General features: G+C 63.2%; 22 protein-coding genes and 1 pseudogene. 1 reads left to right on the top strand and 22 read right to left on the bottom strand.

Features of this window, described 5'->3' with window-relative positions; genetic code table 11:
* Positions 1-3: 3 nt before the first annotated feature.
* The 11 genes and pseudogenes from istA to LXM88_RS34175 all read right to left on the bottom strand — a co-directional run bounded on the left by istA (position 4) and on the right by LXM88_RS34175 (position 14,021).
* Entirely contained in the window at positions 4-1,515 is a 1,512-nt protein-coding gene (istA, locus tag LXM88_RS34225) for an IS21 family transposase (RefSeq protein ID WP_262531624.1), read from the bottom strand.
* Positions 1,516-1,664: 149 nt separating this feature from the next.
* On the bottom strand, positions 1,665-4,283 hold the full coding sequence (locus LXM88_RS34220) for an AAA family ATPase (RefSeq protein WP_262543917.1): 2,619 nt from the start codon (positions 4,281-4,283) through the stop codon (positions 1,665-1,667).
* A complete protein-coding gene (locus tag LXM88_RS34215) occupies positions 4,280-4,873 on the bottom strand; it encodes an ABC-three component system middle component 1 (RefSeq protein ID WP_262543915.1) in 594 nt (197 codons plus the stop codon). Before LXM88_RS34215 ends, LXM88_RS34220 begins: the two co-directional genes overlap by 4 nt.
* Before the next feature lie 2 nt (positions 4,874-4,875).
* A complete protein-coding gene (locus LXM88_RS34210; protein WP_262543914.1) occupies positions 4,876-6,828 on the bottom strand; it encodes an ABC-three component system protein in 1,953 nt (650 codons plus the stop codon).
* A gap of 293 nt (positions 6,829-7,121) precedes the next feature.
* Positions 7,122-7,358, bottom strand: a pseudogene (locus LXM88_RS34205) (integrase); the annotation flags it as partial.
* A 264-nt stretch (positions 7,359-7,622) separates the two neighbouring features.
* On the bottom strand, positions 7,623-8,072 hold the full coding sequence (locus LXM88_RS34200; protein ID WP_262543913.1) for a hypothetical protein: 450 nt from the start codon (positions 8,070-8,072) through the stop codon (positions 7,623-7,625).
* Positions 8,073-8,368: 296 nt separating this feature from the next.
* Entirely contained in the window at positions 8,369-10,231 is a 1,863-nt protein-coding gene (locus LXM88_RS34195; protein WP_262543912.1) for a methyl-accepting chemotaxis protein, read from the bottom strand.
* A 158-nt stretch (positions 10,232-10,389) separates the two neighbouring features.
* Positions 10,390-11,058 (bottom strand): OmpA/MotB family protein, encoded by a 669-nt coding sequence (locus LXM88_RS34190; protein WP_262543910.1) that lies wholly within the window; start codon positions 11,056-11,058, stop codon positions 10,390-10,392.
* A gap of 39 nt (positions 11,059-11,097) precedes the next feature.
* Positions 11,098-11,862, bottom strand: a complete 765-nt coding sequence (locus tag LXM88_RS34185; RefSeq protein ID WP_262543909.1) for a flagellar motor protein — start codon at positions 11,860-11,862, stop codon at positions 11,098-11,100.
* A 13-nt stretch (positions 11,863-11,875) separates the two neighbouring features.
* Positions 11,876-13,120 (bottom strand): cyclic nucleotide-binding domain-containing protein, encoded by a 1,245-nt coding sequence (locus tag LXM88_RS34180; protein ID WP_262547064.1) that lies wholly within the window; start codon positions 13,118-13,120, stop codon positions 11,876-11,878.
* 238 nt (positions 13,121-13,358) lie between these two features.
* Positions 13,359-14,021: a glutathione S-transferase family protein gene (locus LXM88_RS34175; RefSeq protein ID WP_262543908.1), complete on the bottom strand. Its 663-nt coding sequence runs from the start codon at positions 14,019-14,021 to the stop codon at positions 13,359-13,361.
* A 288-nt stretch (positions 14,022-14,309) separates the two neighbouring features.
* Between LXM88_RS34175 and LXM88_RS34170 the strand changes: the two genes are divergently transcribed.
* The gene (locus tag LXM88_RS34170) at positions 14,310-15,668 is read left to right on the top strand and encodes a polyhydroxyalkanoate depolymerase (protein ID WP_262543907.1); all 1,359 of its coding nucleotides are present in this window, start codon (positions 14,310-14,312) and stop codon (positions 15,666-15,668) included.
* Between the two features lie 121 nt (positions 15,669-15,789).
* Here the strand turns inward: LXM88_RS34170 and LXM88_RS34165 are convergent, their stop codons facing one another.
* The 11 genes from LXM88_RS34165 to kdpC all read right to left on the bottom strand — a co-directional run bounded on the left by LXM88_RS34165 (position 15,790) and on the right by kdpC (position 26,206).
* A complete protein-coding gene (locus tag LXM88_RS34165) occupies positions 15,790-16,260 on the bottom strand; it encodes a hypothetical protein (RefSeq protein ID WP_262543906.1) in 471 nt (156 codons plus the stop codon).
* A gap of 71 nt (positions 16,261-16,331) precedes the next feature.
* A complete protein-coding gene (locus LXM88_RS34160) occupies positions 16,332-16,469 on the bottom strand; it encodes an HHHH-motif protein (protein ID WP_167347852.1) in 138 nt (45 codons plus the stop codon).
* Positions 16,470-16,812: 343 nt separating this feature from the next.
* Positions 16,813-17,247, bottom strand: a complete 435-nt coding sequence (locus LXM88_RS34155; RefSeq protein WP_047901532.1) for a cupin domain-containing protein — start codon at positions 17,245-17,247, stop codon at positions 16,813-16,815.
* A gap of 210 nt (positions 17,248-17,457) precedes the next feature.
* A complete protein-coding gene (locus LXM88_RS34150) occupies positions 17,458-18,225 on the bottom strand; it encodes an ABC transporter ATP-binding protein (RefSeq protein ID WP_047901533.1) in 768 nt (255 codons plus the stop codon).
* Positions 18,226-18,258: 33 nt separating this feature from the next.
* Positions 18,259-18,972 carry an ABC transporter permease gene (locus tag LXM88_RS34145; RefSeq protein WP_262543905.1) on the bottom strand — a complete coding sequence of 238 codons (714 nt, stop codon included), beginning with the start codon at positions 18,970-18,972 and terminating at the stop codon, positions 18,259-18,261.
* Positions 18,969-19,658 (bottom strand): ABC transporter permease, encoded by a 690-nt coding sequence (locus tag LXM88_RS34140; RefSeq protein ID WP_262543904.1) that lies wholly within the window; start codon positions 19,656-19,658, stop codon positions 18,969-18,971. Before LXM88_RS34140 ends, LXM88_RS34145 begins: the two co-directional genes overlap by 4 nt.
* A 175-nt stretch (positions 19,659-19,833) precedes the next feature.
* A complete protein-coding gene (locus tag LXM88_RS34135) occupies positions 19,834-20,607 on the bottom strand; it encodes an ABC transporter substrate-binding protein (RefSeq protein WP_262543903.1) in 774 nt (257 codons plus the stop codon).
* A gap of 307 nt (positions 20,608-20,914) precedes the next feature.
* A complete protein-coding gene (locus tag LXM88_RS34130) occupies positions 20,915-21,637 on the bottom strand; it encodes a response regulator (protein WP_262543902.1) in 723 nt (240 codons plus the stop codon).
* Positions 21,634-23,319: a DUF4118 domain-containing protein gene (locus tag LXM88_RS34125; RefSeq protein WP_262543901.1), complete on the bottom strand. Its 1,686-nt coding sequence runs from the start codon at positions 23,317-23,319 to the stop codon at positions 21,634-21,636. Before LXM88_RS34125 ends, LXM88_RS34130 begins: the two co-directional genes overlap by 4 nt.
* 80 nt (positions 23,320-23,399) lie before the next feature.
* Positions 23,400-25,448 (bottom strand): potassium-transporting ATPase subunit KdpB, encoded by a 2,049-nt coding sequence (gene kdpB / locus LXM88_RS34120; RefSeq protein WP_262547063.1) that lies wholly within the window; start codon positions 25,446-25,448, stop codon positions 23,400-23,402.
* 47 nt (positions 25,449-25,495) lie between these two features.
* The gene (kdpC, locus tag LXM88_RS34115; RefSeq protein WP_262543900.1) at positions 25,496-26,206 is read right to left on the bottom strand and encodes a potassium-transporting ATPase subunit KdpC; all 711 of its coding nucleotides are present in this window, start codon (positions 26,204-26,206) and stop codon (positions 25,496-25,498) included.

The following is a 26,206-nucleotide window of genomic DNA, read 5'->3' as shown; positions in this document are numbered from 1 at the left end:
GATTCAGTGGATCAGCAGGGATTGAAGGTCACGGCCGAAGCGGCCGCCGTCCTGGTAGGTACCGCCCGGCATCGCGGTAGCGCGCGTGGTGGCCTGGCCTTCCAGGCCCTTGTCGAGGATGCCCTTGACGGTGCGATACTTCGGGCTGCTGAAGGCGAGCGCGCGCTCGCAGGCCGCTTCCAGCCGGGCGTCGCCGACCTGCTCGCGCAGCCGGATGAGGCCCTGCGCGCCGCGCAGGTTCACGAGCACCGTGTCGTTGAACAACGCGAGGATCACGCCGTGGCACGACGGCCCGATCTCCTTCGCCCGGGCCAGACACCACTGCGGATCGTGTTCGAGCCAGGCCTGAGCTTCGGGCGGCTGATGGTCCCGGACCGTATGGCGACCACCGGCCCGTTGCCGCGGGTGGGTCGCGACGAGCTGATGCTGGTGGTACAACTGGATGACCGTGTCGGTCGCCTTCAGCCAGAGGGGCTTGCCGACCAGTGCATACGGTGCCGAGTACAGCGCGTTGCGGTAGACGATGTGGCCGTCGCGGTGGACGCTGACTTCCTTCCAGACGGAGATCACCGGCGCCACGTCCGGCAACGCCGCGAGCAGCGGCTTCTCGATCGCGAAGCGCGCGAGCGGTTGCTCGTGGGTCGTGCCGTGCGTGCGTGTGCCGGCTTCCTGCAGGACCCACTCGCGAAGCTGCCGATTCGCATCGGCCAGATCCCGGAACTCGCGCAGCGGCACGAAGGACTTCTTGACGTATTTGACGCCCGACTCGACGACGCCTTTCTTCTGGGGATCGCGTGGCGGACAGGCGTCGATCTTGAAGCCGTAGGCCTCGGCAAGCGCCGCGTAGGAGCGTTGTACGGCCGGATCGTACCGGCAGGCTCGGATGATCGCGCACTTCGCGTTGTCGATGATGATCCGGCTAGGCCGGCCGCCGAACCATTCGAAGGCGCGCCGGTGGCAAGCCAGCCACGTCTCGACGGTTTGATCCAGCACGATCTCGGCGTACTGGTGACGCGACCAGCACAACGTCATCACGAAGATCCACGTCCGAACCTCAATGCTCTCGACGCTCAGCACGGGACCGGCGCCGAAGTCGACCTGCACCGCGTCGGCCGGCGCGAACTCGAGGATCGTCGTGGCAGCCACGCCGCGCTCGGCGGCAAGATGCCCAACCATACGGCGAACTGCCGAGTAGCTACCGGTGTAGCCGTGGTTGCGGCGAAGTGCGGCGTGGATCGTGGTGCCCTGAACGCCAGCCGCGAGCCAGTTGCGAATCTGCTCGCGAAACGGCTCCACAGTCGACACACAGGTACTCGGCAGATGCGGCGTGCGGCCGAAGACCCCTGCAATAACCGTATCGTCCGGCAACGGTTGCGTGGGATCGAGCCAACCCCGCGTCTGTGCTTCGCGGCGTACGCTCGTGAGCTTCTTGCGTCCCATCAGTCCGCCGCGCGCGATGTCGCGGTCGGAGTCGCCCTGCCGCATACGGACAAGGACTTGGCGATACTCAAACAATTCGAACCTCCGATTGGCCATGGACGCTCCGTTCAAAAAGAACAGAGCGTACCGACTAGGAAAGTTCGAACCGCGCCTTTGCCCCGGCGCTGCTGGCGTCTTTACGCCGATCCTGGACTGGCGCCTATGCGCCGATCATCAGGTGGCGCCTATATGCCGATCACGGATTGGCTCCATAACGGCGATCCGTGACACTCGTGGAACCTGGACTCCCGCACGACTCGTTTCAGCAGCGCCTGCCAGCGGGGCACCACCTTGGCGACATGCTTTTGAACGTTCTCAATTTCTTTCTTGAGTGAGCCGTCCAGCAAATCCATCGCTTCCGAGATCAAGGTCAATCGGGAGAAGCTGGATTGCGCCGCATTGATGCTGTCATTGAGGAAAGCTTCGAAGACCTCTTCTGAACGGTCAAGACGCTGAGCATCAATCAGCCGCTGGGCCAGTTGTGATTCATTCAACTTGGCCCAAGCAGAGATTTCTACCCCAATACCTTCGAGTGCTGAAACATAGCCCTCAAGGAGCGTCAACGTAGCGTGCAGCGTCGCTTCACGGGCCTGTGCAGCCTCCGCAATTGGGTCGCCGGTCAACTCCAGCTCTTGCCAGCTTGCCCGGAATTGAAGAAGGCGAGTTTGAACCCTTCTGATTTCTTCCTCAATACTCTTGACAACGGCCGATGACTCAAGCAGCTGATGCTGTTGGGTTTCTAGGGCGGATTGCACAGTCCCGACCTTACCGTTTAGATCACTGATCTGCTGTTCCAGCTGAGCTTTTGCTGCAGTGAGTTGCTCTAGCGTACGAACCGGCGGTTCCCCATAGGTGAGCGCGGCCAGTGCGGTGACTGCTTGATCCAGTCGCGTGGCCGCTTCGCTCTGTTGAACTCGGGCCAAGTCAAGCATGTGCTGTGCCGAGTTGAATGCTCGCTCAGTTTGTTCAAAAGCTTCAGGGGTAGGGAGAGCGTCCAACGCCGCTCGCTGATCAGCCAAACGCTTTTTGGCAGGAGAAATGCTATCGAGTTGCTGTCTGAGTGTCTCCCTTGCCAACGAGAGCGAGTCACTAGCCAAAATCGGGTCGGTACGAAACTGCGAAACTTGCCGTCCCAGTTCCAGGCGGCTGGACTCCAAAGCACCCAACTCTCCTCGACTGAGGTCTAGTGCTTGCTGCGCTTTCTCAACCGCGATCTCACCGGCCGTTAACGCTTCCACCGCAGCCCGCAATTGCTGCTCAGCTGAGGTCAAACTAGGATTGATCGCATCAAGGGCTTGAGCCACACGGAACTGAAGTTTGGCTGCACCATGCGGCTCCAGGCAAAGCGGGCATTGATCTTGGTCAGCGGGAAGTTGTTGCGCTATGGATGCAACAGCCTGACGGATTGCATCGGCGGAAGAACTGAGCATCTCATAGTGTGATCGGGCAGTGGCCTCCGCAACCTTACACGTCTCATACGAGGCACGTTCGGCATCCCGATTGATGCTCTGTTTATCGATGAGCACTTCGAGAGCTGTGATTCGCTGAACAACCTCGCTGATCCGCTGCTCAGTGGCCTGCCAGTCGGCAAGCATTAGTCGACCCGCGTCCATGAGATGCTCGGTCTGACTAATGCCCTGAAGCTGGGCGTCAATCTGAGCATGCTGATTACGAACACGTTGGTTGTGCTCATGCTGCTCGCGAAGTACGCGAGAATCTTTTTCAGCCTCACGTAGGACAGCAATCGCTGACGTCAACGCATCATTACGGTGAACGATTTCCTGTTTGGCAGTTGTTTCTCCAATCAGGCGCTCAAGTTGCTGCCCGATACTAGTAAGCTCTTGCCGTGCAGAGTAGATACTGGCCTGATACTCCTGCAATGCGGCACTGCCTTGAGCCCTTGTAGTTGTGTGGCGCTCAAACGCGTCACTTGCCGCTGTGAGGTCTTCATTGAGCTTTTCAAGCTGCTCCTGCGCCGAAACGAAGCTTTCAACAAGCTCATTTACCAAGGCGAGGCTTGAGATATGCGCCCGAACCCTGTCAACCTTTCCTTGCAAAATCTCGGACAGTGCGGAGTGTGCAATCGCCAGCCCCTCTTGGCTTACAGGCCCGGTCAACAACCCGGGCGGAATCTGGCTCTGGCTTTGCGTCTGGTTTGCAGCGTCAGAGAGCATGTCAGCAATTCGATCGCGCGGGCGTAATGCACCTACTGCACCGGCAGCAGCGATGTCACGCTCCTGAAGTAGACGAATCCACTCGTTCAAATCAGTCTTATGCCCAATCAGCGCTTCTTCCGCATGGGTTTTTTGCTCCGTCAGCGAGCGTCGCACAGCAGCAAGGGTGGCGCGAGCTTTAGAGCCATCGCTACCGATCGGCAGCTTGGCGAGCTGTGATCCTGCTTCTTTTTCCTCCGCATTGACGATCCACCCGTTCTCCCTCTGATCTAAAAGGTGGGTTAGACGCAGCAAGAATGGGACGTCATTTTCGGACACGTTAGGGAAGACACTGCTTAAGTCTCCGTCCCGGCTAACCTTGCCCGCTGCAGTCACGCGTGATGTCGCAGTTAGCTCAGAGAAATTCAGACTGACTGTCGCTGCAGCCTGATCATCACGAATGATGTGGGTAAGGTCGTCGCGGAGCCGCGCGATTTTCCCGGTTAGGCCAAACTCGATCGCCTCGAATACTGTTGTTTTGCCGGTACCATTGGGTGCGAGCAAAATAGTCGCTCCGGGACTCAGCTCGATCGTGACGTCAGACCCGAATTTGCGCAGGTTCGACAGGGTGATGGAATTCAACGTGCTCACGACTGAACCTCGCTTTCACTCAGCGAATCGGTAAGGACACGCACCACATCCGCTCCGTTTGGGTTGGTCAGAAGCTGCGCTTTCCAGGCAGCAATGTGAGGAGCCGACCAAGGGTGCGCATTGGACAGTGTGTTCAGTGCCGACACCAAAGGATCGCTAAGTGTCTCGTCATGGCCAGCCGGATCCAAGGCCGCCAAGAATGTCCGGTTAAGAAAGTCACCAACCGCTTCAGATTCACGCACAACAACCTTGCGGCAAAACCTGTCATCAGTCTCAATACGAGCAGCAGCATCCTTGGCGATACCGCTGATCATTAGAAACATATAGAGGTCTGCAGTCTCTGGCTCCGGCAGCACATCCCGGACATCGGCAGCCCATTGATTGGCCGCCTGCAGGGCCGTTAATGGGAGCTCCATGAGCAGAACTGTCCGCCAGCCCGCCCGTTCCATATGTGAGCGTTTGAGCCGAACAACATGCGAGTCGCACTCGACCTCAGGCAGCATAAGCTCCGTTACGTCCCTGGGACACACGTCATACCGACCCTCTACACGCTGAATGATTGCGCCAGTCAATTCCTGCAGTGTCAGCATGATTAATGTCCTTCCCCATGAGCTTGGATTGCACCTTCGCGCGCATCGCGCCAAGCATCCCAATGACGTTTAAATTGCCCCTGCAGCTCGGCGAGTGTCCCGGTTCGCAGGTACCTGAGCACCCCAAATCGCGTCACCAGCAACCTGGGCTGTCGCTCAGCTGCCATGCTGTTGCTGGTCTCAAAATCATCAGCCATTCCGGACTCGAGCAGGCTCGTGGGAGACCCTTCGACGCCTGCAAGAATGACCACCGGCGCTGGTGAAGGCCCCAAGACGGCCATCAGGTCATCGGCAAGAGGCCTGGCGCCGCCGTGATCGCCTGAAGCGCCCGACCAGTTCTTCAACGCGATGCTAAGAACATCCCCAACTTCAGGGATTTCACGCCAATTGCCGTCGTCGTTGCCGATTGCGACGCACACCAGAAGCAGCATCAAAATAGCGGATTCGAGCAGGTCTGCAGTGCGAGGCCCGACGCGCAGCGCGTGCTTCCCGTCCAAGCCTTCTGTTTTTGGGTACATCAGCTGCTCAAACAGTGACTCACGCGCAGTGGCGTCAGCTGTTAACTCAGCGGCCCAGGAGCGCCATTTCGGTTCCAATGCTGCCAACAACGGAGTGTCGGATACCGCGTTCAACCTGGCCGTGATGCGGGTTTGTAGCTGCTCCCACACAAGATCGTTCATTGCAGTGTGAAGTGCTGAAGACTCGTCCCGAGTTGCCAGGATCGTCGAAAGCTCGCGACTCGACGCGCAGGACAGCGCCTCAAAATTCTCTATCCAAGGAAGCTCATCAAGGTCACTTTCGCTGATCCCAAGCGTTCTACCGAGCTCGTTCCCGGCCCCTTGTCGCCAGAGTGGCTCACCCAAAAGCAGGCAATGGCTCCCGCTTTTCAAGTGCAGAGCCAAGCGAAGGATGGCGGAGGGGAGAGCCACAGCATTTGGCGTAGGCGGGCAGTAAGTAGCGTGCAGCCGCAGCCTTCTGTTGTTACCGCCCGCCGTCCAGTGGTGACCGACAATTTCCGCGGCAGCATGACGCACTGGAAAGCTCGGCGTACCATTAACGTTGTGGGTACCAGCTACCATCCAGCTCGACCCAGCCGGCGGCTTCATGAGGTATTGCGTCCACGTCTCAGCGTCTGATCGAAGTGCGTCTTTGAGATGGTTGATCATCGCATGACAGCTGATGGCGTTAACATCCGTGGTACTTGTTGAAATGTACCCTACCAGCTTCTCCAGGGTCGCCCGCGGATCATTGAAGTGCCGTCCTAACGACTCGCACGCACGGTCTTCAAGGTTCTCTTCACTCCCAACGGCATGGATCGTGAGTGCCCGCATCGTTTGGCGAACGTGATGCCAGTCGGTAAAACCGCACCACGTTGTCAACCATTTGTAGACATTTTGCGTTGGGGTATCGGTGCGGCTGGAGAGGGCAGCCAGGTCAAGGCCATCCTGCTTGCAGAGTCGGCAAAACTCATGCAGGTGATTGGCGGTAATGGAATCATTCGATTTGCCCTTGATGATGACTTCCAGGCCGAGCAGGATGAGTGAAAAGGCACGGCCTGGCGGCTGCTTGGACTGCGGATTGAGACTCCAGGCAGACAAACTCTTCATGGCCTTATCAAGCTCAGAATCGATGGTGCTATCGGGAGGGACAACTGGTGTAGCACTCGCTGCCGCCTTGCTGGCGGCCTTGGGTTTATAGGACTTGATGTAGTCGGCTTTATCGATGTGCTTATCGCTGAAGGGGGTCGTCTGCCGTTTGATCTGGAAGTGCTCGTAATGCTCATCCGCATGGTAAATGACCACGTCATCCCATTCGCCGATACCGCCCTGCTCGGCGCCGATCAGCAACGGTGCAGTGCGTCCATCCAGGTATCTGTCCACCATTTCCGACAAACGTTGAGCAATTACCAGCTTCTCGTAACGGCCTTTTTGCTCAAGCCGGAACCTTCTTATCATTCTGAATCCCTTCAAGCATTTCGTTACCCAAAACACCAATGGCAGATGGCTACATAGTAGCGAGACGGCTTGGCCGAAGAAACAGCGCTCTCAACGTCTTCCCGTAATTTAGTAGCAGTTGGCATCAGAGTCCAGCCTGCGAGCAGTCAACTCAGCGCTGTAAGAAAGCTGCCTGGTTCAGGATTGTTACGACAGGCTACTTTTGGCCGAAAGTCGAAGCTCACCCTCTGCCATAAAGCTGTCATTCAGGTCCCACCTCTGATAGGGCCGCCGGAGGCGGGAGTGCGATGATGTTAGATCTCAGTTTGCTCAGAGATTTCAAGTGCATCGTCTACCTCTACGCCGAGGTGCCTCGCAATAGATTCTAGTTTGGAATGACCAAGTAGACGCTTGACTGCACACAGGCTTTTGGTGCACCGATAGATCAATGTTGCCTTGGTTTTGCGCATCGAGTGCGTACCATACTTAGCACGATCCAGTTCAAGCTCATCGACCCGATTTCCAACGTTCCTTGCGTATTGCCCACTGCCTACGGCGGCTGAACTCAAGGCGTTGGCGATTGTCTGCTATGGGTCGATCATGGCCCGTGATGAAGTGACGGCCAACCAATCTCAGACCTGATCTGACGCTGACTGATAGATCAGGTCTTGACTTACGCACTTTATCCACTATCGCCCTCACTACCACCACAAGCCCCAAATAGCCCCTCTGTGCCGGTAAATGCTTCGTGAAACTCTCCTGCTGTCTTTCCTCGGCCGCCTGCTGTTCCGCGCAAGCCGCAATCCCTAGAACCTTCACATCCTTCCAGACAATATAAACCCGCTCCCCCTGCCTGCCGCCACCGCCAACGCATTCGGCCCCTCAGGCACCCCATCCTGGCTTTCCCCCAGCAGCAACGCCTTCACCACCGCATCAGCCAGCTTCCGCTTCACTGACAGTTCGGCAAACCGAAATACTGCAGAGTCGTCGCTGAACACATCTGTATAAAACGTCTCGTTGTCGAAGATAACGGCAACATCATCCCTCAACTTGAGCCCCATATCTACCGTCTTTGTCCAAGCCTTCAAAAGTGGAACGATCGTGACAACAAGACTCATCTTCCCGTCACACGACTTGAAGAACAGCCCATCCGGCCCCGGCGTCATCCCATCGTCAGCGATAGCGCCCTGAACGTTACTCCCCACCTTCCCGGAAAATCCCTTCGCCTTGACAAGCCCAACGAGCTTTACCAGCTTCGCATTCAACTCGGCGGTTTATTTCTTGTCCAAATCCGCCCGATCTTCCATCGGAGCCGCATTCACTGCCTCGGCGACCTTCTTCCGATCCGCGAGATAAGAATCGGTTGGCGACGCAACCACCTTCGCCCCGACAACAGCAACGAGAGTCAGAAGCACAACCACCCCCACCCCGACTTTCAGTTTCGAAATGCTTTTCATTCTTATATGACGCCCCCGAAACCAGGCCCGAATGCAAAACGGCTGCCGTGACCCCACGGCAGCCGTCCCTCAGAAACGCCTCATTCTAAAATGCCAAACAGACTTTATTCATCCACCTTGAACGCCGACACCAGCTTGGTCAATTCCGCCGCCTGCTGCTTCAAACTCGCCGCAGCCGCCGCGCTTTCCTCCACCAAAGCCGCATTCTGCTGCGTCATCTGATCGAGCGACTGCACAGCGTCCCCAATCTGATCAATCCCGGCACTCTGCTCCAGGCTAGCCTCAGCAATCTCGCTCATCATCGCGCTGACGCCTTGAACCTGCGAGACAACATCGCTCATCACCTTCCCCGCCTCGCTAACCAGCCGCGACCCGGTATTCACCGTCCCCGCGCTATGTTCGATCAGCGCCTTGATCTCCTTCGCCGCCTGCGCGCTGCGCTGCGCCAGATTCCGCACCTCCGAAGCCACCACCGCAAACCCACGCCCCTGCTCCCCCGCCCGCGCCGCTTCCACAGCCGCATTCAGCGCAAGAATATTCGTCTGAAACGAAATACTGTCGATCATCACGATGATCTCGGAGATCCGCTGCGACGCGTCGCTGATCTGCTGCATCGTGCTCACGACCTCACCCACCACCTGCCCGCCACGCGCCGCCGTATCCGACGCGCCATTAATCATCTTCGCGGCCGTCGTCGCCGTCTCGGTGTTGTTCCGCACCACGGCCGTGATCTCTTCCATCGACGAAGCTGTCCGCTCCAGGTTGCTCGACTGCCCTTCGGTGCGTTCGCTCAAATCCGCATTCCCCGAAGCGATCTGCGCCGACCCGGTCGAAATCGACGCGGACGCCGCCCGAATCCTGTGAACGAGCGTCGACAACGACGACACGAACCGGTTGAACGCATCCGACAACTGCCCGATCTCGTCCTGGCTCTCGACCGTCATCCGGCGCGTCAGATCACCCTGGCCGCTGGCAATCTCCGACAGCAACGTAGCCGCACGCCGGATCGGCGCGGCAATCGCGCGCCCCACCAGCCAGATCACGAGCAGCGCGACCCCAAGCCCCACCACCGCCGCAACCAGCGCCGCACTACGAATCGCGCGCGTCACCGGCCCGAGCAGTTCCGCCTGCGGCACCTCGACGACGACATACGCATTCAGCTCCGGAATGAACGACGTCGCGATGAACCGCGCGCCGCCGTCGCCGTTGTAGCTCAGGTACGCATACGGCTTGCCGGCCAGCAGCGTCGACGAAGCATCGTCAGGCAGCCCATGCTGGTCCTTCAGGAAATGCTTGCCGTCGATCAGCGACGTATCGCGATGCATCATGATCGCGCCGTCCGGACGCACGAGATACGCGAACCCGGTCTCGCCGATCCGGTATGCCGAGATGCCCTTCGCGAGCGCATCGACAGACAGGCTCATGCTGGCCGCGCCGATCGGCACGCCGTCGAGTTCGACGCGGCTGTTGATGAACATCATGTAGCCGCCGACGGTCACCTCGCGATCCATGTTCACATCGAACGCCTTGCCGGACGACAGGAAGCTGGTCAGCCACTGATCCTTGTCGGTGACCTTCCGCTGCAGGCCGGCTTCGTTGTAGTAGTTGCCGCTCTTCACCGACACCCACTGCACGGACGCGGCCTTCTGCTCGTCCTTCACGTTCTTCGCGAGCTGGATCCAGTTGCGCGTGCCGGCGTCGGGTTCGCCATCGGCTTCCCATTGCAGCAGGAACGCATCGCGCGCGAGAATGCGCGACGCGGCGATCGGCCCGGCCATCTGCCGCTGCACGTCAGCGCGGATGCCGTTCACTGCCGTCGGCAACTCTTCGCGGACGACGCGATCGCGCACCGCGTTGCCGATCAGACGGATGCTCAGTCCGCTCGAAATCGCGACGAACACGAGCAGACAACTCGTCATGCTGAGAATCAGCTTGTTCTGAATGGAAAGCTTGCGCCAGAAATGCATGGGGAACCCTCGATAACCGCTCGGTCTGAGCCAGATTGGGTTATCGGCATGCACGCGCGGAAGCGCATCGCTGATTTCAGATATCGATCATGCGAGATTCGTTATGTCGTTGACTGGTGGGCATATGCGGCCGCCTATACCCACAGGATCAGCGCAAATCAATACGCAACGAAGATCGTTACGCGCCGATTCCGCGCCCGTGCGGCCGTATCGTCACCCGCCACAAGCGGTTGCGTATCGGCCCGCCCGATCGCCGCGAGCCGATGCGGCGCCACACCGCGCTCGGTCAGGTAGCGCACCACACTCCCCGCGCGCGCCGACGAAAGCTCCCAGTTCGATTCGTATTTTGCGTTCGCGATCGGCACGCTGTCCGTATGCCCTTCGACGAGAATGTCGCCCGTCGCATGCTCGCTGAGTGCCTGCGCGATCTGATTCAGCACTGGCGACGAATCGGGCAACAAGCGCGCATCGCCGACATTGAACAGGATCTTCGCGTCGATGCCGATCTCGACGCCATGCGGTGCCTTCACCAACGAAATCCGGCCGTTCGTCTTCAACGAATCGAGCAACGCGAGCCAGGCCGGCGCGCGTTCGGGTGTGACGACATTGGCAGCACTCGCAGCGCCACCGGCATGTCGCGCAAGCGTCTGGTATCGCGCATCGAGCGCGTTGTATTTCGCGAGCTGTAGCACATACAGCGCGAGAAACAGCACCATCAGCGTCGTGATGAGATCCGCGTACGAAATCAGCCAGCGGCCGGACTGCGTGCCTTCGTGTTCATCGTCGTCGCGATCGGCAGCGGATGCGCCGTCAGTTCGAGCTGTCATGCCGAAGATCCCTGTTCGTCGTACCGCATACGCAGCACATCACGCAAGCGACTCGGCCGCACGCCCACGCACATCACCGGTCAGCCGCGTTTCGATCGTATGCGGCGACTCCTTGCGCGAGATCGCAAGCAATCCGTCGAGATACAGCTTGCGGAACCGCAGTTCGCTATCGATCTGCGCACGCAACTTGCCGTAAAGCGGCAGAAACACGAGGTTTGCGAATGCGAGCCCGTACAGCGTCGCAATGAACGCAACCGCGATGCCCGGCCCGAGTTGCGCCGGTTCGAGAATATGGCTCGTCACCTGCACGAGCCCGAGCACCGATCCGAGAATGCCGAACGTCGGCGCATAACCGCCGGCCTGCTGCCACACGCGCGCGGCGGCCAGGCGGCTGCGCTCATACGCGTCGAGTTCGCGCTGCAATGCATCCTCGAGCACGGCGGTCGACACGCCGTTCGCCAGCAGTTCGAGCCCGCGGCGCGCGAACGGATGGATGCCGCTCACGTCCATCGATTCGAACGCGAGCAGCCCGTCGAGCTTCGCGCGGTCGCCCCATTCGAGCAGATCGGACAGGTTCTTGCGATCGACCTCTCTCGCCCGCACGAACGCGAGCCGCAACTGCTTCACCGCGTCGAAGAAGCGTGCCCAGGTGTTCTGGATCATCACCGCGCCGAGCGTGCCGCCGAGCACGATGACGAGCGCCTCGAACTGGAACAGCATCGTGAAATGCCCGCCTTCCAGCGCGAAACCGAACACGATTGCCGCGCCGCCCTGCACCACACCGGCCAAGGTCAACAGATCCATACGCCTCCCCGTGTCACGCATCCGATGCCGACGCCACGGACGCCGCACCCGTCGCAGGCGCCTTGGCCGTGCGCACGGCATCCAGCACGCGCTGCTCGATATCCTCGATCTCGATCGGATCGAGCTTGAGCTCGCGGCGCATCACCCACGACACCTCGTTGCGCCGCGCTTCGGTCATCACGGAAAACAGCTTGTCGGCCACCGCGCGATCGTCGAGGTTCGCGATCAGCTTCGCGAGATCGTACGTATCGAACGCGCTGATCACGTCGAACAGCGTGCGCTGGTCGACCCACACGAGATCCTCCAGCGCGCGCACGTCGCCGCCGCGACGCGCGTTGCGCCGTGAGAAGTACGCGACGCCCTTTTGCTCGACGTAACTGAGTACCTTCGATTTACGGAACGCAAACACCTCATCGGCAATCTCGCCGTTCGACAGCTTGTTGAGCAACAGCGTCTTCTCGACGCCGATCAGCGCTTCGAGATCGGCCAGCTCGATGAGCTCGAGTTCGCTGTTGATCGACAGGTCGAGATCGTGATCGGCAACTTGCTGCGCGCGGTCGATCACGCGGGCGGCATCGAACGTAACGACCTGGCGCGCATCCGACGAAGCCGCATAGTCGGCTGCACCGCCGGCATGGTCGGCCTGCGCGGCTTCGATCGTGACGAGGTTGAGCTTCTCCATGCGTCGCAGCATCGCGAGCACGTGCGGCCGCGAGTGGCCGGCAATCGCGCGGCATTTGCGGATCACTTCGGCGAGCGGCACCGAGGTTTCGGCCGCGTGAGCCTGCATCGGCCGGCGCGCCCACGCGTCGCCGGATTCGCGCGCATCGGCGCCGGCCATCAGCGACAGCACATGCGCATACGACAGCACGCCGGGCATGAAGTCCGCATGCGTGTAGGTCGCAAGCTGGTCGTCCTTGCGCTTCACGCGCCGGATCATGGTTCGCACGATATGGCGCAGCAGCGCCGACACGCGCTCGATCTCTTCATCGAGCATGCCGGCCGGCACGACCGTGAGCTGACAGAATGAAAGCGCCTTCGCGGTATGGGCGCGCGGCTCGGCGGCGAGCAGCGCCGATTCGCCGAAGAACTCGCCGCGGCCGAGCGTCGCGACGATGACGCGCTTGTCGTCGCATCGCGTGGACAGCTCGACCTTGCCGTCGGTAATCAGAAAGATCACGGGTTCGCCCGCGAAACCTTCCGAGTAAATGATTTCTCCGGGCGCCGCTGTACGCGTCCACGATTGCTGACGATTCACGTCGATTCCCCTGCTGCGCTGGTTGTTGCGGACTGCGCGCCGCACGTCGAAAGCATGCGTGTCGCGAGTCATCCCCGTGACTCGTTTACGTCATCGGGCTCAACATCCTTTAGGGAATTCGCACTCGGTTTAACCCGATATCAAGGTAAAACGTTTGCGCATTGCACAGTAGCACCGGGAATTTCATTTCTGCGCAGGCGCACGTAGTGCAATTGAAAGCACGCTGCGATGATGCACGTCAGAACTCCATGTCGAGTTCGTCGATGTCTTCCTGCTCCGCCTTCGCCGCATCGATCCATTCCGCGACGAACGGATGCGCGAGCACGCGCATGCAGTACTCGGCGATGTCCGGCTCCAGCTTCACGTCGTAGGTCAGGAAGCGCGTGACGACCGGCGCATACATCGCGTCGGCGATGCCGATCTCCGCGCCGAACAGCCAGGGGCCGCCGTACGCGGCCAGACACTCGTGCCAGATCGTCACGATCCGCTGGATGTCGTGCTGCGCGCGCGACCAGATCCGGAAGCCGGGGAAATGCGCGCGCAGGTTCATCGGCAACGCGGAGCGCAGCGCGCTGAACCCGGAATGCATCTCGCCGCAGATCGACCGGCAATGCGCGCGCGCACGCCGCCCTTCAGGCAGCAGCCGCGCCTGCGGCTGGACTTCGTTCAGGTATTCGGCGATCGCGAGGGTATCCCACACCTTGTTGCCGTCGTGCGTCAGGCATGGCACGAGAATCGACGGCGACAGCAGCAGCAACTCCGCGCGCGACGCAGCGTCGATCGGCACGCTGACCGTCTCGAACGGAAGCCCGCTCAGCTTCGCGAGCAGCCAGCCGCGCATCGACCACGACGAATAGTTACGGCTGCTGATGGTCAGCGTCGTCTGTCCGGTTGATTCCATGTCGCTCCCCTGCTGAAAGCCGTTCGTGCCCCTGCACCGAAAGCGGACGCCGCACCCGTCACCCGCACCACGCCTGTGCGGCGCATTCGCCGAACTGGCGCAGCGCTGCACAGTGTCGCGGCACGGGCCGCTCGCGAGGCCGGCGTGGAAACGCATCAGGCTCGGCTGCCGGTCGTCGCGTGCCGCCTGAGCCGCCGCATGACCGAACCGCGTGCAACGCGCGTGCCAGCTACACGCTGGCACACGGCTTGCCTCGTTCAATGCAACGCAGCGCAACGAGCGACGGCCATGAACCTGCTTGCCTATCCGTTTTACCAATGGTCTGCCGAATGCCTGCGGCCGGCGCGCGCATGGGCCGCGACCGCACGCGCGACGATGTCGCTGTGGCCCCCGTCGACGGCAACGCCGACGGGCCGCATGCTCGACGCGCTGTGCGAACTGCTGGAATGCTGCGCGTTCTCGCATCGGCGTCCGCCGTTCGGGATCGAGTCGATCGTCGTCGACGGAGAAACGGTGCCGATCGTCGAGGAAGCGGCAGCGGCCACACCGTTCGGCACGCTGCTGCATTTCCGCAAGGCGCGGCCGGTCGCACGCCAGCCGCGCGTGCTGATCGTCGCGCCGATGTCCGGGCATTTCGCGACGCTGTTGCGCGGCACGGTGCACACGATGCTGGCCGATCACGACGTTTACATCACCGATTGGCACAACCCGCGCGACATCCCGCTGACGGCCGGACGCTTCGGCTTCGACGAATACGTCACGCACGTGATCGATTTCGTTCGCCAGATCGGCCCGGACGCGCACGTGCTCGCGATCTGCCAGCCGACCGTCGCCGCACTCGCGGCGGTCGCGCTGATGGCCGCCGGCGGCGATCCGGCGCAGCCCGCGAGCCTGACGCTGATGGCGGGCCCGATCGACTGCCGCGTGAATCCGACTAAGGTCAACGCGCTTGCCACGAGCCAGCCGATCGAATGGTTCGCGAAGAACCTGATCAGCGTCGTGCCGGCCGGCTTCGTCGGTGCGCAACGGTGCGTGTATCCGGGCTTCGTGCAGGTCGGCGCGTTCATGTCGATGAACCCCGACCGGCATGCGGCGTCGTTCGCCGACCTGTATTACGAGCGCGCGAAAGGCGACCCCGCAAAAGCCGACACGCTGCGGCACTTCTACGACGAATACTTCGCGACGGCCGACCTCACCGCGGAGTTCTATCTGGAGACGGTCGAGAAGGTGTTCCAGCAATACGCGCTCGCGCGCGGCGAACTGACGGTCGGCGACCGGCTCGTCGAACCGGCGGCGATTCACCGCACCGCGCTATTGACGATCGAAGGCGAGAAGGACGATATCTGCGCGGTGGGCCAGACGGTGGCCGCGCAGGAGCTGTGTTCGGGGTTGCCGCCGTACCTGAAGACGCACCACGTGCAGACGGGCGCGGGCCACTACGGCGTGTTCAACGGCAGTCGCTGGGAAACGCAGATCTATCCGATCGTGCGCGCGACGATCCACGACAACGAGCCGTACGACCGCACCGCGGATGCGGAAGGCAACGCGAACGGCACGCATTACGTCACGCTGCGCGCACTGCTCGATGCGCGCACAACCGGGCACGATGCGGCGACCGCGGCACCCTCTTCGCATCACGCCCACTGAAGCCGGGCGACGACACAACGACCGGCGTTGCAAATGAATCGCCCCGCCGGGTTGGCGGGGCGTGATTTCCTGCTGCGTTCAGACGGCGCGCGAGCGCATGAACTCGCGCGCCGCGCCCGCGTTACGAGCAGGTCTTGCCGTGCGACGCGTGGAAGCCCTTGGCCTTCGCATCCGCTTCCGACATGTAGCTGCCGTGCTTCGTCTTGCCGTAGTACTTGTCGGTCGAGCAGTGATAGACCTTCGTGCTGTCGTTGGCCCACACCTTGCCCGCGCCGCCGCCCGGCGCCGCAGCGGCGGTCGTCGCCGAGGCGCTCTTCGCGGGCGCGGCACCGGACGCAGCGGCAGCGGAAGCCGCCGTTGCCGGCGCCATCGCGGCCGGCGCGCTGGCTGCCGCCGCCGACGATGCGCCGTACCAGGTCTTCACACCCTTATGGCCGGCGCATGCACCCTTCTTTGACGCGCCCGAGTAGAACGAACCGTCCTTGCACAGACCGGTCGTGCCGGCCGGCGCGCTGGCCGGAACCTGCGCGAACGCACCGATCGACACACCCATGCCGGCGACGAGCGCGGCGATCAACATCGTCTTTTTCATAGTCCTCTCCTGATTTGCCTGACTTGCCTGAATGGTGAAAGCGTCCCGGTCATCCCGGGGGAAAGCCACGGTTACCGCACCCAGCGGCACACGCGGTGGTGGTGATGATCGAAATGGCACACACGGTGCGAATGGGCTTCGGCAAGCGCCGGAGCGAGAACGGCGCAAGCAACTGCGGTGGCCGTCAGGATCTTCGCAATGCGCTTCATGAACTCTCCCGGGTAGATCAGCCGGTGATCCGGCTGGTACCTCCTTAACGCCGGCCGTCGACAGGCCGTGCACCGCGCAGCCTCCAATTGACGATCTTTGACACCACGTAACAATCCGTGACGCGAAGCTGACGAATGTCTTTCCTTTCTTTCCGGATCTTCAGCTTCGCAACCCTTCGGAATTCGAATGACCGGATCGAAGGGGAAAGCAGGTCGTGGGTGTCAGCGGAGCGCGCGGAGGCTTCCAGGAAGGATCAACGAAAAACCGCCCGAAGGCGGTCTATCGCGAACGTCCACACGATGCGCGTCGGTCGGCGCATGCGCGCGTCGGGAAAACCGGCAGCTACGCGCCCGTCTCGCCCCACGGCGTCGGCGCGGGCACCGCGCACGGCCCTTCGACGTCGATCGACTTGAAATCGGCGGGCCCGACGATCTCCAGATACTCCATGTCCGGCGAGTAATCGAACAGGTAGTGGACGATCCCGGGCGCCTGATGCACGCAGTCGCCGGCGGACACCAGCGTTTCCTGTTCGCCGTACATGAAGCGCGCCCAGCCCTTCAGCATGATCACGATATGGAACTCGGCCTCGTGACGGTGCCAGCCGGTGCCCGCTGTCGGTGCATGATTCGCCCTGACGAGTTGCGCGACGACCTTGCCGTTCGTCGCGGCCGCGATGCCGAGATCGCGATACAGGAAGAAGTCGCGCAGGCCTTCGCCCCGATACGGGGTGTCCTGCGGCTTGACATGGGAAAAGGCGGTGGTGGTCGGTGTGCTCATCGTGGTGCTCCTTCATCGAAAGGATCAAGCCTGACAAGCACTTAGCGTTCCAGTTCGCGACGGCGCGAAGCCGTTCAGGTCACCGCTCGTGCGTGTCGCGCAGCGCGCCTTTGACGGATGCGCTCGCGCAACTGTAAGCGTACTTCAATCTGCGCCTCGCCCGTGACGCCATGGCGGCTGCACGTGCGAGGCGCAACGCTGCGTGCCGACTTACTTCAACCGCCCCGACAGAAACTGCCCGAGCCGTTCGCTCTTCGGATTCACGAGAATCTCCTGCGGATTCCCTTCCTCCTCGATCTTCCCCTGATGCAGGAAGATCACGTGATTCGACACGTTGCGCGCAAAACCCATCTCGTGCGTGACGACGACCATCGTGCGGCCCTCCTCGGCGAGCTTCTGCATCACCTTCAGCACTTCGCCGACGAGTTCCGGATCGAGCGCCGACGTCGGCTCGTCGAACAGCATCACTTCCGGCTCCATCGCGAGCGCGCGCGCGATCGCGACGCGCTGCTGCTGGCCGCCCGACAGGTGCGACGGATACATGCCCTCGACGCGCGGCGCGAGGCCGACCTTCTCCAGGTACTTGCGCGCCCGTGCGATCGCTTCTTCCTTGCCGATCCCGAGCACGGCCATCGGCGCCTCGATCACGTTCTCGAGCACCGTCATGTGCGCCCACAGGTTGAAGTGCTGGAACACCATCGACAGCTTCGTGCGCATCCGCTGCAGCTGCTTCTGGTCGGCCACGCGCAGCGACCCGTTGCGGTCGCGCGTGGTCTGGATCGGCTCGCTGCCGATCGTGATCTGCCCCGAGCACGGCTGCTCGAGGAAGTTGATGCAGCGCAGGAACGTGCTCTTGCCGGAGCCGCTCGAGCCGATGATGCTGATCACGTCGCCGGCCTTCGCCTTCATCGACACGCCCTTCAACACCTCGTTGTCGCCGAATTTCTTGTGCAGGTTGTCAACGGTGAGCTTGTACATGCTTGGTCCTTCCTTGCGAATCTTGCGAATGCATTAATGGCCGCGCGGCGAGAGGTACGCGAGCCAGCGCGTCTCGAGCTTGCGGAACGCCCAGATGAGCGTGAACACGACGGCGGCGTACAGCACGGCTGCGATGCCGTAGGCCTGGAACGACATGTAGGTTGCCGAATTGACGTCGCGCGTGACCTTCAGGATGTCGGGCACGGTCGCGGTGAATGCGAGCGTGGTCGCGTGCAGCATCAGGATCACCTCGTTGCTGTAGCTCGGCAGCGAGCGGCGCAGCGCGGAAGGCAGGATGATCCGCGTATAGAGCTTGAAGCGCGACATCCCGTAGGCTTGCCCGGCCTCGATCTCGCCGGCCGACGTCGCCTTGATCGAGCCCGCGAAGATCTCCGTCGCATACGCGCATTCGTTCAGCACGAACGCGAGCAGCGTGCAGTTCATCGCGTTGCGGAAGAACGTGTCGAGCAGCACGTGGTTGTGCACGACCTGCAGGCTGTAGATGCCCGTATAGCACATCAGCAGCTGCACGTAGAGCGGCGTGCCGCGGAACACGTACGTATAGAGCCACACCGGGCCCGAGATCCAGCGGTTCGACGATGCGCGCGCGATCGCGAGCGGCACGGCCAGCGCGAAACCAAGCGCGATCGACACGACCAGCAGCCACAGCGTGATCGCGAGGCCGCTGAAGCGGTAACCGTCGGTGTACAGATAGCTTTGCCAGTACTGGCTGATGAGTTCGATCACAGTGCGAGCCTCCGGACGCCCACGGAATAACGCTTCTCGAGGTGATGCAGCACGACGTTGGACACCGTCGTGATCGCGAGGTAGATCGCGCCTGCGGCCAGCGTGAAGAAGAAGAAATCGAGCGTGCTCTTGCCCGCGTCCTGCGACGCCTTGACGACGTCGGCGAGGCCGATGATCGACACGAGCGCGGTGGCTTTCACGAGCACCTGCCAGTTGTTGCCGATGCCGGGCAGCGCGAAGCGCATCATCTGCGGGAACAGGATGCGGCGGAACACGCGCCAGCCGCCCATCCCGTACGCGAAGCCGGCTTCGAGCTGGCCGCGCGGCACCGCGAGGAACGCACCGCGGAACGTCTCGGTGAAGTACGCGCCGTAGATGAAGCCGAGCGTGATGACGCCCGCCACGAACGGGTCGATGTCGATCTGGTCCCAGCCGAGCATGTCGGTGAAGTTGTTCAGCAGGATCTGGATCCCGTAGAACAGCAGCAGCATCAGCACGAGGTCCGGCACCGCACGGATCAGCGTCGTATAGAAGGTGCCGATCGACTTGAGCACGCGGTTGGTCGACAGTTTCGCGCTCGCGCCGACGAGGCCCAGCACGAGCGACGCGGCGAGCGACAGCACCGCGAGCTTCACGGTCTCGACCGTGCCGGCCCACAACAGCGGGCCAAATCCTTGGAAGATCATATAAGGGATCCAGAACGATGTGGCTGGATTGTTAATAGCCATTAACCACGCATCAAACGATATCTACGCACTACCTGATGCAACCTGCTCATCAAGCCCGACGCATCCCGTGACGCGGACGGCGCCCGGCAACAGACGCGGCGCGCACCGTAGCCGATGCGCGCCGCATGGACGGTCAACCGCCGTAGACGTCGAACGCGAAGTACTTCTTCTCGAGCTTCTTGTACGTGCCGTCCTTGATGATGTCGGCGATCGCGTGGTCGATCTTCGCCTTCAGCTCAGCGTCGTCCTTGCGCAGGCCGATGCCCGCGCCGTTGCCGAGCGTCTTCGGATCGTCGATGTCCTTGCCGGCGAAATCGAAGTTCGCGCCGCGCGGCGTCTTCAGGAAGCCGATGTCGGCCTGCACCGCGTCCTGCAGCGCCGCGTCGAGACGGCCGGACATCAGGTCCTGGTACACGCCGTCCTGGTTCTGGTAAGGCACGACCTGCACGCCCTTCGGCGCCCAGTAGGCCTTCGCGTAGGTTTCCTGGATGGTGCCCTGCTCGACGCCGACCGACTTGCCCTTCAGCGCTTCGGCCGTCGGCTGCAGGTTCGCGCCCTTCTTCGCGACGAGGCGCGTCGGCGTGTTGAACAGCTTGTCGGAGAACGCGATCTGCTCGGCACGCGCCGGCGTCATCGACATCGACGACAGCACGCCGTCGAACTTCTTCGCCTTCAGCGCCGGGATCATCCCGTCGAAGTCGTTCTCGATCCACACGCATTTCGCCTTCAGGCGCGCGCAGATCTCGTTGCCGAGATCGACGTCGAAGCCGACGACCTTGCCGCTTGCGTCCTTCGATTCGAACGGCGGGTAGCTGGCGTCGACGCCGAACCGGATCGTCGACCAATCCTTGGCGTGGGCACCGACCGCGATGCAGGCAAGGGCAATACTGAGCGCGAGTTTCTTCATGGCGTTCCTGTCAGAGGCGAACTGGGCAGGGGTCCGTCGGGCGGCCCGCACCGGCGCTGCCGGCACGGCGGCTCCGCCGCGACCCCTTCCAACCCGGGAATCGCCCTGCTAGGCGACACCCCAAGTTGTACATACAACTTTGCCTTTTCAGGGGCATCGCCAGCAATCCGTGTTTATCTCTATGTCGGCAGGTTTTTAGTAGATGGCCACGAATATCCTTAAATTTCAATTAATTACACATTACGCAATGCTGAATTCAGACTTTCTCGATGCCTACAGGCGCAGCCGGACGGCACGTGCAACCTGTCTATACATCGCGGCTCGCACTGACCGTTTCCAGTCCTACCAGCCGGTAGCCGAACTGCAGCTCGGTCAGCAGGTGCCGCGGGCGCGCCGGCACCGGTTCGAGCTTCTGCCGCAGGTTCGTCATGTACACGCGCACGTAGTGCGCGCGATCCGCGTCATGTATGCCCCACACTTCGGCCAGCAGTTGCCGCGCGGCGACCACGCCGCCGCGCGCACGGATCAGCGCGGCGAGCAGCCGGAATTCGAGGCGCGTCAGATGGATGGGCTCGCCGCCGCGCACGACTTCATGCCGGCCGAGATCGACGGTCACGTCGCCGAACCGCACGATCGACGACGCCTGCCCGTCGGCCGACACGAACGCCGCGCGCCGCAGCAGCGCACGCGCCCGCGCGAGCAGTTCGGGCACGCCGAACGGCTTCGCGAGGTAATCGTCCGCGCCCGCATCGAGCGCCGCGACCTTCTCCACTTCCTGCTGCCGCGCCGACAACACGATCACGGGCACCGTCGACCACTCGCGGAGTTCGCGGATGAACGCCTTGCCGTCGTCGTCCGGCAGCCCCAGATCGACGATCACGAGATCGGGCTTGCTGCCCGACGCATACATCCGCGCCTCGCGGGCCGTCGACGCCTCGCAGGTGTCGAGCCCCTCCTGCTCCAGCGCCATCCGGACGAAACGGCGGATGTCGGATTCGTCTTCGACGATAAGTACGCGCGATCTGATCATGCTCGGCTCTCGGGTTCGATATCGGGCGGCGCGCCCAATGGCAGGCGAATCTCGAACCGCGCGCCGTGCGGATCGAGCGGCACCGCGCGGATCGAGCCGCCGTGCGCGTTGACGATGCTGCGGCACAGTGCGAGCCCGAGCCCCACGCCGCTGATCGACGATTCCTTGCGTTCGCGCTCGAACGGCTCGAACAGCGGTTCGGTGTTGCGCGCGACGAAGCCGGGCCCGTCGTCCTCGACGAACACGTACAACGTCTCGCCGAACACGCGTGCGCGCACCGACACGGCCGCGTCCGCGCCCGCGTACTTCGCGGCGTTGTCGAGCAGGTTCATCAGCACGCGCTCGATCAGCAGCGCGTCGACGTCGATCAGCGGCAGGTCGGCCGGCAAGTCCGCACTCACGTCGCGGCCGGCCAGCACGCCGGCCGAATGCGCGAGCGCGCTGCCGACGATCTCGTCGAGCATGTGCCACTCGCGATTGAGCCGCACGCCTTCGCTCTGCATGCGCGCGAGGTCGAGCAGGTTCACGACCAGCCCGTGCAGCGCCTCGGCCTGGTTGCGGATGCCGTGCGCGAGCGCCGCCGGCTGCCCGTCCGCCAGGCGCTCCGGCCGCTCCAGCGTCTCGGCGAGCCCGCGAATCGCGGTGAGCGGCGTCTTCAGGTCGTGCGACACGGCGGCCAGCAGTGCGTTGCGCAGCCGCTCGCCTTCGATCCGGACGAGTGTGTGCTGTGCGACGCCGACGTAGTGCACGCGTTCGAGCGCCATCGCGATCGACGAGCACAGCGCGTCGATCAGACGCCGATCGTCGGGGTCCGTGGGCACCGGCTGAGCGTCGCCGAACAGCACGAGCACGCCGCGCACGCGCATCGGCGCCTTCAGCGGCAGGTACTGCGCGGCCGCGCGCTCGAACGGCGGCATCCCGCACCCGGCGCCGCGCGCCTGCTCGTACGCCCAGTGTGCGGCCGGCAGATCGACGAACCACGCGCCGGGCACGGGCATCAGCCGGTCGTTCTCGTCGGGCAGCACGAGCGCCACGCGCACGCCGAGCAGCGGTGCGATCGTGCCGGTGCAGATCGACGCGATCTGCTCGGTCTCTACCGCGGCCGACAGATCGTGCGCGACCCGCGCGAGCGCAGCCGAGCGTTTCTCGTTCGCACGCGCGGCGCGCGCCTCCGCGCGCAGGCGCGCCGCGAGCTGGCCAATCGCAAGCGCAACGGCCAGCATCAGCGCGAACGTGAACACGTACTGCGTATCGGACACCGCGAACGACAGCCGCGGCTCGACGAAGAAGAAGTCGAAGCAGCCGACGCAGACGAACGCGGCCCACGCGCCGGCCAGCCGGCCAAGCCGCAACGCGATCAGCACGACGGTCATCAGGAACAGCATCACGACGTTCGACAGGTCGAACACGCGCAGCAGCGCGCTCGCCGCGAGCGTCGCCAGCGCGCAGACGAGCGTGGCCCACAGCAGCGGCACCGCGTACTGCGATATCCATACGTGCGTGCGCGGGTGCGCTTCCCGCACGGCGAGCCCCGGCCGAGTATCGGGCCCGGCGCCGGCGATGCGGTCGGCGATGCCCGCGCACGTGCGCAGCACGAACCGCCAGCGGTCGCGCCTTGACGCAGTTTCCAGAGGCACCCTCGCCCGTCGATTCGCTTCGTTCACGTCCACATTCACATCCATGATCGCTTCCGGCAATTGAAACGCCGAACGGCCCCGCGCACGCCGCGAGGGCGTGAGCGGGGCCGCGACGGCGCGTTCGGTCAGATAAACGGCGTCAACAGCATGTCGATCAGCTTGATGCCGATGAACGGCGCGACGATCCCGCCCACGCCATAGATCAGCAGGTTTCTCCCCAGCAGCGTCGCGGCCGGCTCCGCGCGATACCTCACGCCCTTCAGCGCAAGCGGAATCAGCGCGACGATGATCAGCGCATTGAAGATCACCGCCGACAGGATCGCCGACGTCGGGCTGTGCAGCCCCATCACGTTCAGCGCGCCGAGCGCCGGATACGTCGCGACGAATGCGGCCGGGATGATCGCGAAATACTTCGCGAGATCGTTGGCGATGCTGAACGTGGTCAGCGCGCCGCGCGTCATGATCATCTGCTTGCCGACTTCGACGACCTGCATCAGCTTCGTCGGGTTGCTGTCGAGGTCGACCATGTTGGCCGCTTCCTTCGCCGCCTGCGTGCCGCTGTGCATCGCGACGGCCACGTCGGCCTGCGCCAGTGCGGGTGCGTCGTTGGTGCCGTCGCCCGTCATCGCGACGAGATGGCCCTTCGCCTGGTGCTCGCGGATCAGCCGCAGCTTGTCTTCCGGCGTCGCTTCGGCAAGGTAGTCGTCGACGCCGGCTTCCGCCGCGATCGCCGCCGCGGTCAGCCGGTTGTCGCCGGTGATCATCACCGTCTTCACGCCGACCTTGCGCAGCTCGGCGAAGCGCGCGCCGATCCCGTGCTTGACGATGTCCTTCAGCTCGATCGTGCCGAGCACGCGCCCGCCGTCGGCGACGACGAGCGGCGTGCCGCCGCGCCGCGCGATGTCGTTGACGGCCGTCTCGACCGCGTGCGGAAACGCGCCGCCGAGCGCATCGACATGCGCGCGGATCGCGGACGCCGCGCCCTTGCGCACCTGCCGTTCGCCGATATCGAGGCCGCTCATCCGCGTACGCGCGCTGAACGGCACCGCGATGCCGCCATCGATTGCGGCCACCTCCAGCGAGAAGCGCTGCTTCGCGAGCGCGACGATCGAGCGCCCTTCGGGCGTCTCGTCGGCCAGCGACGACAGTTGCGCGGCCTCGGCCAGCGCGCGCTCATCCACGCCGGGCGCGGGCCGGAACTGCACGGCCTCGCGGTTGCCGAGCGTGATCGTGCCGGTCTTGTCGAGCAGCAGCACGTCGACATCGCCGGCCGCCTCGATCGCGCGGCCCGACGTCGCGAGCACGTTCGCGCGCATCATGCGGCTCATCCCCGCGATGCCGATCGCCGACAGCAGCGCGCCGATCGTCGTCGGGATCAGGCAAACGAGCAGCGCGATCAGCACGGTCAGGCTCACGGCCGCACCCGACGCATTCAGCAGCACGCTGAATTGCGAGAACGGCAGCAGCGTCACGCACACGAGCAGGAAGATGATCGTCAGCGCGACGAGCAGGATCGTCAGTGCGATCTCGTTCGGCGTCTTGCCGCGTTTCGCGCCCTCGACCATCGCGATCATCCGGTCGAGGAACGCTTCGCCGGGTTGCGCAGTGATCCTGACGACGATCCAGTCGGACAGCACGCGCGTGCCGCCCGTCACCGACGAGAAGTCGCCGCCCGACTCGCGGATCACCGGCGCGGATTCGCCGGTGATCGCCGATTCGTCGACCGATGCGACGCCGTCGATCACTTCGCCGTCGGCCGGAATCGTGTCGCCAGCCTCGACGAGCACGATGCTGCCGGCGGCGAGCTCGTCGCTCGGCACGCGATGGCTGGTGCTGCCGTATTGCTTCGGCTCGTCGAGCACCTTCGCGTACACGCGCTTGCGCGCCGCGCGCAGCGCATCGGCCTGCGCCTTGCCGCGCCCTTCGGCCAGCGCCTCGGCCGCGTTCGCGAACAGCACGGTGAACCACAGCCAGCACGCGACCGCGAAGATGAAGCCGGCCGGTGCGTCGGCTGCGCCGGTCAGCGCCTGCAGCCACAGCGCGGTCGTGACGATGCTGCCGAGATAAACGACGAACATCACCGGGTTTTTCAGCTGCACCTGCGGCGCGAGCTTGCGGAACGCCTCGCGCAGCACGGCAGTCCGGCGCATCGGCGGCACGCCGCCGATCGGCATGGCCGCCTGATTGATCGGGGTTTCGATATGGGACATGAGTGACTCCGTTATTCCTGCTCTTTTCGAGCGCCGGCCGCGTGGCCGAATGCACGGTCGAGCGCGAGATTCAGGTCGAGCACGCGCACGCGCGGTTCGCCGAGCACGCCGAGCTGGCGCGGCGATGCGATACGGTCGACGAGCGCCGCGACCTGCGCGGCATCGACGCCGCGCGCATGGGCGACCCGCGCCGCCTGCAGCCGCGCGTTCGCGACCGATATCTCCGGATCGAGCCCCGACGCGGACGCGGTGACGGCATCCGCCGGCACCGGCGTGCCATCGGCGAGCGCGTTCTCCTGCCGGTACGCACGCACGCGCTGTGCGATATCGGCCAGCAACTTCTTGCTCGTCGCGCCCTGGTTGCTCGCGCCGCTGCCGGCCGCGTTGTACGGCTGGTCGACCGTCTTCGACGGATCGGCCGGATCGGCGCCGACCGTCGCGCTCGGACGCGCATGGAAGTAACCGGCGCGCGTGAACTGCTGCCCGATCACCGCCGAACCGATCGTCGTGCCGTTGCGCTCGACGAGACTGCCGCGCGCCTGCGCCGGGAACAGCACGTTCGCGACGCCCGTGGTCAGCAGCGGATAGGCGATGCCCGTGACGAGCATGAACAGCACCGACGATGCGATCACCGGCCGCACGAGGCCGCGCGTCGCCGCGCCGAACGAAGAACCGGGTGCCGGCGCGGCGACGGCCGCTGCCTGGCGATTGCGTTGAATCAT

It is taken from the genome of Burkholderia sp. S-53, assembly GCF_025560745.1.
Classification (GTDB): Bacteria; Pseudomonadota; Gammaproteobacteria; order Burkholderiales; family Burkholderiaceae; genus Burkholderia; species Burkholderia pyrrocinia.
Note: the sequence above shows the minus strand (reverse complement) of the source record. Positions and strands in the feature narration are given on the sequence as shown.